This is a genomic window from Streptomyces hundungensis, from assembly GCF_003627815.1.
In the GTDB taxonomy this organism is placed as follows: Bacteria; Actinomycetota; Actinomycetes; order Streptomycetales; family Streptomycetaceae; genus Streptomyces; species Streptomyces hundungensis_A.
This window is the reverse complement of sequence record NZ_CP032698.1, coordinates 7,111,048-7,125,783: the sequence shown is the minus strand read 5'-3', so window position 1 is coordinate 7,125,783 and position 14,736 is coordinate 7,111,048. Positions and strand designations below refer to the sequence as shown.

Annotated in this window: 13 protein-coding genes and 1 riboswitch; of the genes, 3 read left to right on the top strand and 10 right to left on the bottom strand. The window is 69.9% G+C overall.

What is annotated here, in order from left to right:
• Nucleotides 1-305: 305 nt before the first annotated feature.
• Together DWB77_RS31645 and DWB77_RS31640 are read left to right on the top strand one after the other, a co-directional pair.
• A complete protein-coding gene (locus DWB77_RS31645) occupies nucleotides 306-893 on the top strand; it encodes a hypothetical protein (RefSeq protein WP_120725392.1) in 588 nt (195 codons plus the stop codon).
• Between the two features lie 331 nt (nucleotides 894-1,224).
• Nucleotides 1,225-1,431: a DUF5999 family protein gene (locus DWB77_RS31640; RefSeq protein ID WP_053729707.1), complete on the top strand. Its 207-nt coding sequence runs from the start codon at nucleotides 1,225-1,227 to the stop codon at nucleotides 1,429-1,431.
• A 115-nt stretch (nucleotides 1,432-1,546) separates the two neighbouring features.
• On the opposite strand, the gene gcvP is transcribed toward DWB77_RS31640, so the two are convergent.
• Nucleotides 1,547-4,432, bottom strand: coding sequence for an aminomethyl-transferring glycine dehydrogenase (gene gcvP, locus DWB77_RS31635; protein ID WP_120725391.1), 2,886 nt, complete (start codon nucleotides 4,430-4,432; stop codon nucleotides 1,547-1,549).
• Between the two features lie 194 nt (nucleotides 4,433-4,626).
• A riboswitch (glycine riboswitch) is annotated at nucleotides 4,627-4,733 on the bottom strand.
• A gap of 135 nt (nucleotides 4,734-4,868) precedes the next feature.
• Between gcvP and DWB77_RS31630 the strand changes: the two genes are divergently transcribed.
• Complete coding sequence (locus tag DWB77_RS31630; protein ID WP_120725390.1) at nucleotides 4,869-5,246, top strand: PRC-barrel domain-containing protein; 378 nt, start codon at nucleotides 4,869-4,871, stop codon at nucleotides 5,244-5,246.
• Between the two features lie 86 nt (nucleotides 5,247-5,332).
• Here the strand turns inward: DWB77_RS31630 and DWB77_RS31625 are convergent, their stop codons facing one another.
• The 9 genes from DWB77_RS31625 to DWB77_RS31585 form a co-directional block, all read right to left on the bottom strand.
• Nucleotides 5,333-6,829 carry a DNA polymerase IV gene (locus DWB77_RS31625; protein ID WP_120725389.1) on the bottom strand — a complete coding sequence of 499 codons (1,497 nt, stop codon included), beginning with the start codon at nucleotides 6,827-6,829 and terminating at the stop codon, nucleotides 5,333-5,335.
• A gap of 50 nt (nucleotides 6,830-6,879) precedes the next feature.
• Entirely contained in the window at nucleotides 6,880-7,467 is a 588-nt protein-coding gene (locus tag DWB77_RS31620) for a MerR family transcriptional regulator (RefSeq protein WP_174248733.1), read from the bottom strand.
• A 224-nt stretch (nucleotides 7,468-7,691) separates the two neighbouring features.
• Nucleotides 7,692-8,165, bottom strand: a complete 474-nt coding sequence (locus DWB77_RS31615; protein WP_006123076.1) for a bifunctional nuclease family protein — start codon at nucleotides 8,163-8,165, stop codon at nucleotides 7,692-7,694.
• Nucleotides 8,166-8,218: 53 nt separating this feature from the next.
• Entirely contained in the window at nucleotides 8,219-8,962 is a 744-nt protein-coding gene (locus tag DWB77_RS31610; RefSeq protein ID WP_120725387.1) for a MerR family transcriptional regulator, read from the bottom strand.
• Between the two features lie 20 nt (nucleotides 8,963-8,982).
• On the bottom strand, nucleotides 8,983-9,927 hold the full coding sequence (locus DWB77_RS31605) for an FHA domain-containing protein (protein ID WP_120725386.1): 945 nt from the start codon (nucleotides 9,925-9,927) through the stop codon (nucleotides 8,983-8,985).
• An 82-nt stretch (nucleotides 9,928-10,009) separates the two neighbouring features.
• Nucleotides 10,010-10,822, bottom strand: coding sequence for a DUF881 domain-containing protein (locus DWB77_RS31600; protein WP_120725385.1), 813 nt, complete (start codon nucleotides 10,820-10,822; stop codon nucleotides 10,010-10,012).
• A 5-nt stretch (nucleotides 10,823-10,827) separates the two neighbouring features.
• Nucleotides 10,828-11,160 carry a small basic family protein gene (locus tag DWB77_RS31595; RefSeq protein ID WP_031069011.1) on the bottom strand — a complete coding sequence of 111 codons (333 nt, stop codon included), beginning with the start codon at nucleotides 11,158-11,160 and terminating at the stop codon, nucleotides 10,828-10,830.
• The gene (locus DWB77_RS31590; RefSeq protein WP_174248657.1) at nucleotides 11,157-12,089 is read right to left on the bottom strand and encodes a DUF881 domain-containing protein; all 933 of its coding nucleotides are present in this window, start codon (nucleotides 12,087-12,089) and stop codon (nucleotides 11,157-11,159) included. Before DWB77_RS31590 ends, DWB77_RS31595 begins: the two co-directional genes overlap by 4 nt.
• Nucleotides 12,090-12,175: 86 nt before the next feature.
• Nucleotides 12,176-14,671 (bottom strand): mannose-1-phosphate guanyltransferase, encoded by a 2,496-nt coding sequence (locus DWB77_RS31585; RefSeq protein WP_120725383.1) that lies wholly within the window; start codon nucleotides 14,669-14,671, stop codon nucleotides 12,176-12,178.
• Nucleotides 14,672-14,736: the final 65 nt, after the last annotated feature.

The following is a 14,736-nucleotide window of genomic DNA, read 5'->3' as shown; positions in this document are numbered from 1 at the left end:
GGTGAAAAACACCGACGAGAATCGGCCGACCCCCGCCGGGACAACTCTCCAGGTCGGCGCGGCGGGCATCACATTCCCCCGGGTAGGACGCCCGCACAAAAGGACCTGATACCGGCTTGCGGGCAAATACCGGGACGGCTAGTTGAAACCCCGCGTGAACACGTGTCGTATAAACTCCGCAAACGAGGCAGAGAGTTGGCGCCCCCGGCCATTCATCGTCGGCCCCCCTCTGACCCCGCACCGCAGACAGCGCCGTCCGCACCGCCCACGCATCACCGTGTCTCCGAAGTGAGAGGCGACCCACCATGCCGCTGCATGTCCCCCCGGCTCCCGCGCCCGCCCTGCGCAGCGTCCTCGCGGCACTCGGTTCCCCCACCGCCGTGCGCGAGGCCCGCACCCCGGCCCTCCGCTCCACCGAAGGTCCGCTCACCCCCGAACTCCCGCTCCCGCTCCACGTCCTGGACGGGATCACCCCGGGCGGCCGGACCCCGCGCACCCGCCTGGCCGGCTGGCGCTTCCTGATCAGCGACCCCGACCATCCGGTCGCCGCCGCGGACACCCGCCTCACTCCGGACGGTTGGGCCTTCTCGCACTTCTTCGAGGGCCCCTACATCGCCTCGACCCAGCGCGCCCTGCGCCAGGCCGAGCCGCTCGCCACCCACTACCAGCCCCGGCTGCTTTCGATCCCCGAGCTGTACATGCTCACCCTGTGGCTGCACACGGACACGAGCGCCGACGGCGCCTCGGGCAGCCCCGCGCCCCACGACCTCCTGGTGCCGCTCGCCCCCGCCCCGCCCGGCATCTGCGCCCATCGTCCGCTGCGGGTCAGCGAACTGCTGCCGGTACTCAGCCTGCGTCTGGCCACCGCCCCCCTGCTCGGACAGCCCGTCTGACCCCTGCCGTCGGCGCCCGGCGAAAAAAGTGCCCCGCGACCAGCGTGGTCGCGGGGCCTGGTGTGTCTATGCTGCGTACGCGCGGCCTCAGCCATACGGGCTAGTCCTGCCGGGCCACCCCGAACCACCCGAAAAGACAGGCCAGTTGAGCTGAACCGTCCGCACGGGTGACACGTCATTAAGCAGTAGGAAGCGCTGCCGCGAAATCCCTGCGGATTGACTCCCGTGGGGCAACACTGGGAACGGACCGACCGACTTACTACGGGGGGCGGCCATGAACAACGCATCGAGCCGCAGCACACTCACCACAACGCAGCGAAAGAACGCATCCATGTGCCAGCACCAGCCAGCCTGCCCGACAGCCTTCTCCGCCGACCGGGAAGCCGCGAAGCCCGTGGCACACCACCCGGAGCAGGGCTGGAGCCTGCTGTGCAACGGTGTCCTGCTCTTCGAGGACACCGGTGAGCTGCTGCCGGACGGGCAGATCATCGCCCCGCACCGGTCGCTCACGGCGGAGCAGGTGGCGACCGCCGCCTAGCGCGGCTTCGTACGGACAGCGCGCGTAGGGACGCCTCCCCAGCGGAATCGTCCCGCACGGACACATGAGGGCCGGCCCGGGGAAAACCCCGAACCGGCCCTTACGCATGGGTGGGTCAGTGGTCGTACTCGTCCAGCGGCGGGCAGGAGCAGACCAGGTTGCGGTCGCCGAAGGCTCCGTCGATGCGGCGGACCGGCGGCCAGTACTTGTCGGCGGCCGACACCCCGGCCGGGAAGACGGCGTCCTCGCGGCTGTAGGCGTGGTTCCACTCGCCGCCGAGCGCGGCAGCGGTGTGCGGGGCGTTGGCGAGCGGGTTGTCGTCGGCCGGCCAGACGCCGGAGGCGACCTTCTCGATCTCGCCGCGGATCGCGATCATCGTGTCGCAGAACCGGTCGATCTCGCCCAGGTCCTCGGACTCGGTGGGCTCGATCATCAGCGTGCCGGCCACCGGGAACGACATGGTCGGCGCGTGGAAGCCGTAGTCGATCAGGCGCTTGGCGATGTCGTCGACGCTGACGCCGGTCGCCTTGGACAGCGACCGCAGGTCCACGATGCACTCGTGCGCGACGAGGCCGTTGGGGCCGGTGTAGAGCACCGGGTAGTGCGGCTCCAGGCGCTTGGCGATGTAGTTGGCGGCGAGCACGGCGACCTGGGTCGCCCGCTTGAGGCCCTCGCCACCCATCAGACGGACGTACGCCCAGGAGATCGGCAGGATGCCGGCCGAACCCCAGGGGGCCGCGGAGATCGGGCCGACGCCCGTCGCGGGGCCGGCCGTCGGCTGGAGCGGGTGGTTGGGCAGGTACGGCGCGAGGTGGGCGCGCACACCGACCGGGCCGACACCGGGGCCGCCGCCGCCGTGCGGGATGCAGAACGTCTTGTGCAGGTTGAGGTGGGAGACGTCGCCGCCGAACTTGCCCGGCTTGGCGAGGCCCACCAGGGCGTTGAGGTTGGCGCCGTCGACGTACACCTGGCCGCCGGCCTCGTGGACCTGGGCGCAGATGTCGGCGACGTGCTCCTCGAACACGCCGTGCGTGGACGGGTAGGTGATCATCAGCACCGAGAGCTCGTCGCGGTACTGCTCGATCTTGGCGCGCAGGTCGGCCGCGTCGACCTCGCCGTCGTCGGCGGTCTTGACGACGACGACCTTCATGCCGGCCATCACGGCGCTCGCCGCGTTGGTGCCGTGCGCGGACGACGGGATGAGGCAGATGGTGCGCTGGGTGTCGCCGTTGGCGCGGTGGTAGGCGCGCACCGCGAGCAGGCCCGCGAGCTCGCCCTGGGAACCGGCGTTGGGCTGGATGGACACCGCGTCGTACCCGGTGACCTCGGCGAGCCGCTCCTCCAGCTCACGGATGAGCGTGAGGTAGCCGGCGGCCTGGTCGACCGGCGCGAAGGGGTGGATCTGCCCGAACTCGGGCCAGGTCACCGGCTCCATCTCGGTGGTGGCGTTCAGCTTCATGGTGCAGGAGCCGAGCGGGATCATGCCGCGGTCCAGCGCGTAGTCGCGGTCGGCGAGCTTGCGCAGGTAGCGCAGCATCGCGGTCTCGGAGCGGTGCTGGTGGAAGACCGGGTGGGTCAGGAAGTCGTCGGTGCGCAGCAGCGCGTCCGGCAGGGTGTCGGCGGCCGTGGCGTCCAGCGCCTCGATGTCGGCATCGGCCCCGAACGCGCCCCAGACGGCGGCCAGTTGGGCCCGGTTGGTGGTCTCGTCACAGGCGATGGAGACGGTGTCGGCGTCGACGAGGTGCAGGTTGACCCCGCCCTGACGGGCGGCGGCCACGGCCTGGGCGGCCTTGCCCGGGACCCGCACGGTGAGCGTGTCGAAGTAGGCGCCGTGGACGACGTCGACCCCGGCGGCCTTGAGCCCCTCGGCGAGCAGGGCGGCGTAGCGGTGGGTGCGCTGGGCGATCTGGCGCAGCCCGTCCGGGCCGTGGTAGACGGCGTACATCCCGGCCATGACCGCGAGCAGCACCTGCGCGGTGCAGATGTTGCTGGTGGCCTTCTCGCGGCGGATGTGCTGCTCGCGGGTCTGGAGGGCCAGGCGGTAGGCCTTGTTGCCGTCGGCGTCGACGGAGACGCCGACGAGGCGGCCGGGCAGGCTGCGGGCGAACTTCTCCTGGACCGCCATGAACCCGGCGTGCGGGCCGCCGAAGCCCATCGGGACGCCGAAGCGCTGGGTGGTGCCGACGGCGATGTCCGCGCCGAGCGAGCCCGGCGAGGCGAGCAGGGTGAGGGCGAGCAGGTCGGCGGCGACGGTGACGATCGCGCCGAGCTCGTGGGCCGCGTCGATGACCGGCTTGAGGTCGCGGACCTGACCGGAGGCGCCGGGGTACTGAAGCAGCACGCCGAAGACACCGCGCTCGGCGACCTCGGCCGGGATGCCGTCGCTGAGATCGGCGACGACGACCTCGACGCCGGTCGGCTCGGCACGCGTCTGGATCACGGCGACGGTCTGCGGCAGGGTGTCGGCGTCGACGAGGAAGACCCCGCCCTTGACCTTGCCCACGCGCCGGGACAGGGCGAGCGCCTCGGCGGCCGCGGTGCCCTCGTCGAGCAGCGAGGCGCCGGAGGTGGGCAGGCCGGTGAGCTCGGCCACCATGGTCTGGAAGTTGAGCAGCGCCTCGAGGCGGCCCTGCGAGATCTCCGGCTGGTAGGGCGTGTACGCCGTGTACCAGGCCGGGTTCTCCATGACGTTGCGCAGGATCACCGGCGGCGTGAAGGTGCCGTAGTAGCCGAGGCCGATCATGGGGGCGAGCACCTGGTTGCGGTCCGCGAGCTGTCGCAGCTCGGCGAGCACCTCGGCCTCGGTCCGCGCCTCGGGGAGGTTCAGTGCCCCGGCGCTCTTGATGACCTCGGGGACGGCGGCGGCGGTCAGCTCGTCGAGCGAGCCGTAGCCGACCTGGGCGAGCATCTTGGCCTGAGCCTCGGCATCGGGCCCGATGTGGCGCTGCTCGAAGGGGATGCCACGCTCGAGCCGGCTGAGCGGAATGCGGTTGGCGGTCATGACGGAGGCCTCCTGGTCGCACGACCTGCGAGGGGTACCACGGCGCGGGTACCCGGACGGCCTCCCCCTCTGTCATCTCAACCTGAGAGCTTCACCGGGGCGCGCGGGGGCGATCCGGTTTTCACCGTCGGTGAGGAAAGGTTCCGCCCGGGCTGACGTGCCCGTGCTTCCCCCGTCCTGCTTTCCAGAGTGACCTCGTCCGTGCGGTCCGTGGGCCTGAGAGATTCCGGGGAGGAGTTGCTCCTTCGGCGTCCGCCGAGCACTCAGGGAGCACTTCGGAGGACTCTCCCGCACGGGGTCAGCAGCCGTTTGCCAGCCTACCAGCGCGCTCCGAGCCGATTCTTTGTTCAACTGCTCAAGTGGCCAACACCCACGATGTGCCCTTTCGTAGTGCTTATGGAGCAGTTGTAACCGGTTGCGACCAGTTGGAGGGACCGTGCAGACCGATATCGATCCGCGCAGCCTGATCGGCCGCAAGGCATACGACCGCAATGGACACAAGATCGGAACGGTGGACGAGGTCTACCTCGACGACGCCACCGGCGCCCCGGAGTGGGCCGCCGTACGCACCGGACTGTTCAGCAGGGACGCCTTCGTCCCCCTGGAACCCAGCACCCTGGTCGACGAGACGCTGCGCGTCCCCTACGACCGCGCCCTGATCAAGGACGCCCCCGACTTCGGCGTGGGCCGCCACCTCTCCCCGGAGCAGGAGCTCCAGCTCTACCACCACTACGGCCTGGACATCGCGGCCCCCGACCCCGGCCCACCTCCCTCCGACCGCGACTTCGGCCGACTCGCAGGCGGCGACATCTGACCCAACCCCCCACCCGCGCGCACCGCCTGCCGACCCGTCCTCGGCCCCTCGGCGCTCGCTGCTTCCCCTCCCGCCCCCGGCCCGCCCTAGGCCGCCGCCTCCCCGCCCGCCTCCGGATCACCCCCGGTCGCCGCCTTCCCTACCGCCCCCGACCGGACCTCGGCTGCCGCCTCCCCATCCGCCTCCGGCTCTTCTTCGGCCTGCGCCGCCGTCTCCGCAGCAGCCCGCTCCACCAGTGGCAGCGGTTCCGAGGGCTCCAGGTCGGGGTCGTCCACCTTGAACGTTCGTACGCGCCCGGGCACCCGGGCCGTCGGCGTCTCGAAGCGCACCGTGACCCGCCCTACGCCGCTGCCCTGCACCCACCCCGGCCCGTACTCGACATGGCGTACGTCGTGCCCGGCCAGCCACCTCCGCTGAGCCGGGCCTTCCACGGCCTCCGCCGGGGCCCCCGCCTCCGCCTCGGCCGCGCGGGCGGGCTCCTCGCTCTCCGGCTCCTGTGCGCCCTGCTCCCCCGCGGCCTGGGCGAACAGGTCCTCCTGGGTGTAGTCGGCGAGCCCGGTGACCCCGACGCCGAGCAGGCGCACGCCGCCCGTGGTGTCCACCGATTCCAGCAACCGCGCCGCGGCCTCCCGGACCACCGCGGGATCGTCGGTGGGGCCGCGCAGCGTCTCGGAGCGCGTCAGCGTCGAGAAGTCGTACCGCCGGACCTTGAGCACGATGGTGCGCCCCGAGTGCCCGGAGGCCCGCAACCGCTGCACACACCGGTCGGCGAGGCGCCCCACCTCGCCGGTGATCCGCAGTCGGTCGTGCAGGTCCACGTCGAAGGTGTCCTCCACGGACACAGATTTGGCATCCCGCTCGGCCACCACGGGCCGGTCGTCGTACCCCGACGCCATGCGGTGGAGCGAGGCCCCGTGCGACTTGCCGAGGAGCCGTACGAGCTCGTCCTCCCCCGCCTCGAAGAGGTCCGCCACGGTGGTCATGCCGGCCCGCCGCAGATGCTCGCCGGTGGCCGGGCCGACGCCGGGAAGGATGCGCACCGACATGGGCGCGAGGAGGGCGCGCTCGGTGCCGGGCTCCATCAGCACCAGGCCGTCCGGCTTCGCCTGCTCGGAGGCGATCTTGGCCAGCATCTTGGATCCGGCGAGGCCCACGGACCCGCTCAGCCCGGTGACCGCCCTGATGTCCCTGCGCAGCCGCTCACCGGCCTCCCGCGCCGCCGCCGACCCGAAGGCCACCCCGCCGGCCTCCAGGTCCACGAAGGCCTCGTCCAGGCTCAGCGGCTCGACCAGCGGGGACAGCCGCCCGAGCAGCTCCATCACCTGCTCGCTGATGGTGCGATAGAGCTGGAAGCGCGGCACCAGATAGGCCGCGTTGGGGCAGAGCCGCCGCGCCTGCGCCATGGGCATCGCCGAGCGGATCCCGAAACGTCTCGCCTCGTACGAGGCCGTCGAGACCACGCCGCGCGGACCGAGACCGCCCACCACGACGGGTTTTCCGCGCAGGCTGGGCTTCGACGCCTGCTCTGCGGCGGCGAAGAAGGCATCCATGTCCAGATGCAGGATGGTCGGCGCGGCTCTCACACCACCGATGCTGCCCTACGCCACTGACAATCGGCCCCGGCGCCGAGCGGTCAGACCGCCCGGTTGCGCCGCCTGGCCAGCTCATCGGCCGGGTTGTGCCCGACCAGGGTCTCGCCGGTGTCGACGCGCTCACCGTGCAGCTGGGAGAGGGCCGCCTCGACGTCCCGCCACACCACGCCCACCGCGATCCCGAAGATCCCCTGACCGCCCTGGAGCAGGTCCACGACCTCGTCCGGCGACGAGCACTCGTAGACGGTGGCGCCGTCGCTCATCAGCGTCATCCGCTCCAGATCGCCAAGGCCGCGATCGCGCAGGTGCTGCACGGCGGCCCGGATGTTCTGGAGGGCCACACCGGTGTCGAGGAAGCGCTTGACGATCTTCAGGACGACGACGTCCCGGAAGCTGTAGAGGCGCTGGGTGCCCGAGCCGTAGGCCGGGCGGACGCTGGGCTCGACCAGGCCGGTACGCGCCCAGTAGTCGAGCTGGCGGTAGGTGATCCCCGCCGCCGCGCACGCGGTGGGCCCCCGATAGCCGACCGTGTCGGTGCTCGGCTCGGCCGTACCGCCGTGGAGCGGGTACGGCCCGCCCTCTCCCGAACCGAGTCCGGGAGCACCCCCTGCCGTACCGTCGCCGCTCATTCTCACGCCGACCCTCCGTCCTTGACCTGCCCACTCGACGGTAGGCAGTCACCAGGGGTGCGTCAACGATCGCCACACTCGGCACGCCGAGTGATAATCACCCTGAGAGTGGTTTCCCGTGTCTCTCCAGCGGGAAAGGCTACTCGAATGCGCCGAAACCCCTCCGGCGCACGCGCCGCGCGCGGCATCACTCGGACGGCCGCCGGATCACTCGTTTCCGGTGCTCACTGGCTGTTGGTCCCGAAGTCCTCGGGCGAGATCTGGTCGAGGAACTCGCGGAACTTCTCCACCTCGTCCTCCTGCTCGTCCGGGATGGCGATTCCCGCGTCGTCGAGGACCCCGTCACTGCCGTAGATCGGCGTGCCGGTGCGCAGCGCCAGCGCTATGGCGTCGGACGGCCGGGCGCTCACCTCGACGCCGCTGGCGAAGACCAGTTCCGCGTAGAAGACGCCTTCGCGCAGGTCCGTGATGCGGACCTCGGTCAGTTCCTGACCCACGGCCTCCAGCACGTCCTTGAAAAGGTCGTGCGTCAGCGGCCGCGCCGGCGCCATCCCCTGCTGGGCGAAGGCGATCGCGGTCGCCTCCCCCGGACCGATCCAGATAGGGAGGTACCTATCGCCTCCCACTTCACGCAGGAGCACGATCGGTTGGTTGGAGGGCATTTCCACCCGGACACCCACGACGTCGAGCTCGTTCACACAGCAACCCTAGGACGTGCTCGGCAGGTTTGGGTAGTCGGGCACCCACAAGATCAGTGAAGCCGGACACCCAGGGCGGTCTGCACGAGTGCCGCGTGGAGGCGCACGGAGAGCGCCGCGAGCTCCTTGGTGGTGGCCTCCGCATGGGCCCTGGTCTGCGGATTACGGTGCAATCGCAGGGGTGCCACCACCTGCTCGACCAGTCCCGCCTCACGGTCCGCGGCTGCCTTCATGGCGCGCAGATGGCGGGGTTCCAGACCGAATCGCCCCAGATCCGCCACAAGGCGTGCCACATTCACCGACTCGGCGTCGAAACCGCCCTCGGGCCCGGGCGTGAGCAGGCCGTAGGACTCCCATTCGGCCAGTTCCGCCTCGGTGACATCGGTGGCCGCCATCAGCTCGGCGCGCCCCACCCGGGCGGCCGTCGGCCGGTCCCCGTCCGGCTCGCCCAGGCCGTCCAGCAGCTCCCGGCCGCCGCCCGGGGCCGGCAGGGAGGGCTGCTCACCGCGGTCCAGGGCGTCCAGGTGCTCGCGGATGACCTTGAGCGGCAGATAGTGGTCCCGCTGCATCCGCAGCACCTGAGCCAGCCGCTCGACGTCCTCAGGGCTGAACTTGCGATACCCCGACGGCGTACGACGGGGCTCCACCAGGCCCTCCGACTCCAGGAACCGGATCTTTGAGATCGTCACTTCGGGGAACTCGGCGCGCAGCTGGTTGAGCACCCCGCCGATGCTCATCAGCCGGCCGCCCGCGGTGGCGGTGCCCGATCCGGCACCGCCCGTCGGTGTCTGAAGCATGGACCTTCCCTGGCCTGGGCTCAGAGCGCGCGCTGGCTCGCGTAGAAGACCAGCCGGTACTTCCCGATCTGCACCTCGTCGCCGTTGTTCAGATCGACGGCGTCGATCCGCTCGCGGTTGACATACGTACCGTTGAGGCTGCCGACGTCGGAGACGGTGAACCGCCCGTCGGAGCCGCGCCGGAACTCCACGTGGCGACGCGAGACGGTCACGTCGTCCAGGAAGATGTCGCTCTGGGGGTGGCGGCCCGCCGTCGTCAGTTCGCCGTCCAGGAGGAAGCGGCTTCCCGAGTTCGGCCCGCGGCGCACCACCAGGAGCGCCGAGCCCAGCGGAAGGGCGTCGACCGCGGCCTGCGCCTCCGGGGAGAGCGACGGCAGCTGCGTCTGACCGGTGACCTCGGCGTCGTACGCCTCGAGGCCGGAGATGGAGATGGTCGACGTGGTCTCGGAGGCTCGCTCCGGGACGACACCGGGCCGCAGCGGCGCGCCGCAGTTGGAACAGAAGCGGCTGGCTGCGGGATTGGTGTGCCCGCACCTCGTACAAACCGGCATGCCCGACATCGACGGATCCTCCTGCCGCGGCGGCACCGCGTGGGCACTGGTGGCATACGGGTCGGAGGCAAACCCTCCACCCGTACTTGAGGTTGACGGTTCCCCGAAACCTATGCGCCCCGCACCTGCCGGGTCAACAGACGACGCGCCCGGAATGTCACCACCGGAACCGGCCACCTCATCGCGGAACAGCGGGCGCTCGCCGCCCTGCTCCTCCGGCTCTCCGGGGCGCTGAGCACGGTGCCTGGCGGCGCTGCCGCCGTCCTGGCGTGCGCTCTTGCCGAACAACTTCGCAAACAACTTCACGGGCGATTCCCCTTGACCGAAACAGACCCGCCCGTGGGGCAGGACGAACCCAGAACCAACACACCGGCCGAACCGGACACCCTCACAACGTCCGTATCCGCCAAACAGTTTCCACCACGCACCACTGTTACGGAGCGGCGACCCCCCGCAACCTCCTGTCGTTGTGCGCCAGGACGCGTACCCGTCCTCATCAGTGCGAGGACGACTGAGCGTAGTCAGGCCGCTTCGCCACTCGCAAGGCGTTCACAACGATCTTCTCCGAGCGGACCACCGTGGCGGTGGCCTGCTCCTTCTCCAGAGTCTGCACCACTCCGCCGGGGATGTTCAGCGCCGGCTCGAGATCCTGGGGCTTGCCGATCACCTTGAAGACGTACGGCCCGGTGACCTTCTTGCCGTCGACCCCGATGCCACCGGTCTCGTCGGAGAAGTACGTATTGGCCACCACCCGCACGTCGTTGATCTGGATCGCCTCCGCACCGGCCGCGCGCAGTTCCTGCACCGTGTCGAGCACCTTGTCGGACTCGACGGCGCCCTTGGGGTCGCTGATCGTCAGCGTGATGCCGGGGCCCTGCGCCGGGACCGTGCCGGCCAGGATGCCGAGCTGCTGTTCCTTCTCCACGGTCTGCTTGCGCGCCTCTTCCGCCTGGTTGGAGCTGGTCTCCAGCTCGGTGCGCTGGCCCTCCAGACGCTGCTTCTCGTCCTCAAGACGCTTCGTACGCGAGTCGAGTTCATCCAGGATGCGGACCAGGTCCTCCTGGCGGGCGCCCCGCAGCGCGCTGTTGTCGCTGTTGGACCGGACCTGGATGGCGAGCCCGAGGCCGAGCACGAACAGCAACAGGGCGACGATGAGCTGCGCCCGGCTGACCCGCGGCGGCCAGAGGCCCGCGGCAAGCCGCTGACGACCCGTCAGCTGCGGCTTCGCGTCCGTGGATTCACCCGGTGCGTCGATCGGCGGTTCCTGCGCGTTGTCACCCTGATCGGTGTATTTCTCCGCGTCACTCATCGGCGTCAGGCCCTGAAGACGTGCCGACGGATGGCGGCCGCGTTGGAGAAGATCCGGATGCCGAGCACCACGACCACGCCGGTCGACAGCTGCGCGCCGACACCCAACTTGTCGCCGAGGAACACGATCAGCGCCGCGACCACCACGTTCGACAGGAAGGAGACCACGAAGACCTTGTCGACGAAGATGCCGTCGAGCATGGCGCGAAGCCCGCCGAAGACCGCGTCGAGTGCCGCTACGACGGCGATCGGCAGATACGGCTCGACCACCGCGGGCACCTCGGGCCGGACGAAAAGCCCGACCACGACTCCCACGACGAGGCCAAGTACGGCGATCACGATGTGCCCTTCCCTGTGGCGGCCGCGCCCTTGCCGGCGCCCGTGGCCATTGGCTTTGCTGTACGCACGGTCAGGCTCGGCGCTGCCGGAAGGCGCACGTCGCCCTCGGCCGAAACGCTCGCCCTGATCCCGTAGTTCTGCTGGAGCACGTGCAGGTACTGACCGTCCGCGCTGTCCTGGAAGTCGGTGCTCAGCTTGTTGCCGTTACCCACCGCGAGGACCGTGTACGGCGGCACCAGGGGCCTGTTGTCGACCAGTATGGCGTCGCCGGCGGCCCGGATCGCCGAAAACGATGTCAGCCGCTGCCCGTTGATGGCGATCGCCTCCGCGCCGGACTGCCACAGCCCGTTGACCACGCGCTGCATGTCCCGGTCCCGCACCCGGCCGGTGTCCGCGAACGTCGTGCTCTCGCGCGGCCGGCTGCCGTCGCCCTGGGCGGTCTCCTTGGCGTCGTCGACGACGAGTTTCACGCCCGGTCCGTGCACTTCCGTCGCGCCGGACAGCAGCGCCACCAGTTCGCCCTGGTCACCACCGTGCTTCTCCAGGGCCTTGCGCTGTCGGTCGCCGACCTCGGTGCGCAGCCCGTCCACGTCGTCCTGGAGCTTGTCGGCGGCCTTGGTCGCCGACTCGACCCTGTTGATGAGCTCCTGGCGCTCCTTGGCGACCACGGGAGCGGTGAAGCGCGCCTGCGCGGCCCCCACCGTCACCACGAGAGCGGCGAGCACCAGACCGGCCGCGAGACCCAGTTTGGCCTTCAGCGTGCGCGGCATCCCAGCGCCGCCCTCGGCCTCGCGCCGCGCGGTCGCCTCCGCGTATCCGTCGTCGAGCGCGTGGTCCGTGACATTGGTCAGCAGCGACATCGACGCGTCGGGGCGCGGGGGCGGAGACGGTGTGCTCCGAACGGGGGGCTGCTGCGGCATGCCGCACATCGTCGCACGTCGGCGGCGCCACCACCGAATGGCCCCACCGATGTGCGGGGCCGGGCCTTCAGGCCCGGCCCCGCACCATTGGAACGTCAGTGACCTGCGCTGTCGACCACCGCGGCCCACTCGTCCAGCAGCGCCTGGGCCGATACGTCGTCCGGCCCCTCGGCCCACAGATGGGTCACCGCCTCGGCGGGGTCGGGCAGCACCATCACCCAACGCCCGTCGGCCTCGACGACCCGTACACCGTCAGTGGTGTCCACGGACCGTCCTCCGGCGGCCTCGACGACCCGCCGCATCACCATGCCCTTGACCGCCCACGGCGTCGGGATGTCCCGCCGCAGCACGTGCGCCTGTGGTATCCGCGCATCGATCTGACTGAGCGTCAACTGAGTGCGCGCCACCAGACCGAGAAGGCGTACGAACGCGGCGGCGCCGTCGAAGACGCTGCTGAACTCGGGCACGATGAATCCGCCGCGGCCGTCTCCACCGAAGATCGTGGACTCCTCACGGCCGACCCGGGTGAGGTCGTCCGGCGAGGTCGTCGTCCACTCCACCTGAGTGCCGTGGTACGCCGCGACCTGCTCGGCGATCCGTGTCGTCGTGACGGGCAGCGCGACCCGCCCGCTGCGCCGCTCGGCCGCCACCAGGTCCAGCATCACGAGCAGCGCCCGGTCGTCCTCCACGATCCGGCCCCGCTCGTCGACCAGCGAGAGCCGCTCGCCGACCGGGTCGAACCGCACTCCGAACGCGGCTCGCGCCGAGGCCACGATCTCCCCGAGCCGCACCAGCCCGGCCCGCCGGCTCTCCACGGACTCGGTGGGCCTGGACTCGTCGAGACCCGGGTTGATCGTCAGCGCATCCACCTTGAGCCGCCCGAGGAGGCTCGGCAGCACCAGACCGGCGCTTCCGTTGGAGGCGTCGACGACGACCTTGAGGCCCGCCTCCGCGATCCCGGTGGTGTCCGCCTTGCGCAGCAGCGACCCCGTGTACGAGTCGAAGACGCTGGAGGGGAACTGAAGATCACCGATCTCGCCGGGGAAGGCCCGTCGGTACTCCTGGCGCGCGTAGACCCGGTCGAGCTTGCGCTGTCCGGCCTGCGAGAGGTCCGCGCCCCGCTCGTCGAAGAACATGATGTCGACGGAGTCCGGCACTCCCGGCGAGGTCCGGATCATGATGCCGCCGGCACTGCCCCGCGCCGTCTGCTGGCGCGCCACGGGCAGCGGCACGTTCTCCAGGTCCCGTACGTCTATGGCGCTGGCTTGCAGCGCCGAGATGACGGCCCGCTTGAGCGCCCGCGCACCACGTGAGTGGTCGCGCGCCGTGGTGACGGTCGACCCCTTCTTGAGCGTGGTGGCGTACGCCCCCGCGAGACGTACGGCGAGTTCGGGCGTGATCTCGACATTGAGAATGCCGGAGACGCCCCGGGCCCCGAAGAGATGGGCCTGCCCTCTCGACTCCCAGATCACCGAGGTGTTGACGAACGCACCGGCCTCGATGGTCTTGAAGGGATAGACCCTGACATTCCCCTGGACGATCGATTCCTCGCCGACGAGGCACTCGTCCCCGATGACGGCGCCGTCCTCGATTCTGGCGGCCCGCATGATGTCGGTGTTCTTGCCGATCACACAGCCACGGAGATTGCTGTGCTGACCGATGTATACGTTGTCGTGGACGACGGCCTTGTGCAGAAAAGCGCCGCTCTTGACCACCACATTGGATCCGACGACGGTGTGCTCACGGATTTCGACATCCGCTTCGACCTTCGCGTAGTCCCCGATGTAGAGGGGGCCGCGGAGCACGGCATCGGGGTGCACCTCGGCGCCTTCGGCGACCCAGACGCCCGGGGAGATCTCGAATCCGTCGATGTCGACGTCGACCTTGCCTTCGAGCACGTCGGCCTGCGCCTTGACGTAACTCTCGTGCGTGCCGACGTCCTCCCAGTAGCCCTCGGCGACATAGCCGTAGATCGGCTTGCCTTCCTTCATGAGCTGCGGGAAGACATCGCCGGACCAGTCGACGGACTTGTCGGCCTCGACATAGTCGAAGACCTCGGGCTCCATCACATAGATGCCCGTGTTCACGGTGTCGGAGAAGACCTGACCCCAGGTGGGCTTCTCGAGGAAGCGCTCGACCTTGCCCTCTTCATCGACGATGGTGATGCCGAATTCAAGGGGGTTGGGAACGCGTGTCAGGCACACCGTGACGAGTGCGCCCTTCTCCTTGTGGAAATTGATGAGATCAGTCAGGTCGAAGTCGGTGAGGGCGTCACCGGAGATGACCAGGAAGGCATCGTCCTTAAGAGCTTCCTCGGCATTCTTGACGCTGCCTGCGGTACCGAGGGGCTTCTCTTCGTTGGCATAGGTGAGCTCCATTCCGAGCTCTTCTCCGTCACCGAAGTAGTTCCGGACGAGTGACGCCAGGAACTGTACGGTGACGACGGTTTCATTGAGCCCATGCCGCTTGAGCAACCGCAGCACATGCTCCATGATCGGCCGGTTGACCACCGGCAGGAGCGGCTTGGGCATGCTCGAGGTCATGGGGCGAAGGCGTGTGCCTTCGCCACCAGCCATAACGACGGCCTTCATGTCGGAAACGTCCTCCTCAAGAGACGACGGTCTGGCCGACTTCGCCCGTACGGACGGGTCTCCGA

Coding starts and splice junctions, on each gene's coding strand:
- DWB77_RS31645 (WP_120725392.1), top strand. CDS start 306: ATGCCGCTGCATGTCCCCCCGGCTCCCGCGCCCGCCCTGCGCAGCGTC.
- DWB77_RS31640 (WP_053729707.1), top strand. CDS start 1,225: ATGTGCCAGCACCAGCCAGCCTGCCCGACAGCCTTCTCCGCCGACCGG.
- gcvP (WP_120725391.1), bottom strand. CDS start 4,432: ATGACCGCCAACCGCATTCCGCTCAGCCGGCTCGAGCGTGGCATCCCC.
- DWB77_RS31620 (WP_174248733.1), bottom strand. CDS start 7,467: ATGAGCGGCGACGGTACGGCAGGGGGTGCTCCCGGACTCGGTTCGGGA.
- DWB77_RS31610 (WP_120725387.1), bottom strand. CDS start 8,962: ATGCTTCAGACACCGACGGGCGGTGCCGGATCGGGCACCGCCACCGCG.
- DWB77_RS31600 (WP_120725385.1), bottom strand. CDS start 10,822: ATGAGTGACGCGGAGAAATACACCGATCAGGGTGACAACGCGCAGGAA.
- DWB77_RS31590 (WP_174248657.1), bottom strand. CDS start 12,089: ATGTGCGGCATGCCGCAGCAGCCCCCCGTTCGGAGCACACCGTCTCCG.
- DWB77_RS31585 (WP_120725383.1), bottom strand. CDS start 14,671: ATGAAGGCCGTCGTTATGGCTGGTGGCGAAGGCACACGCCTTCGCCCC.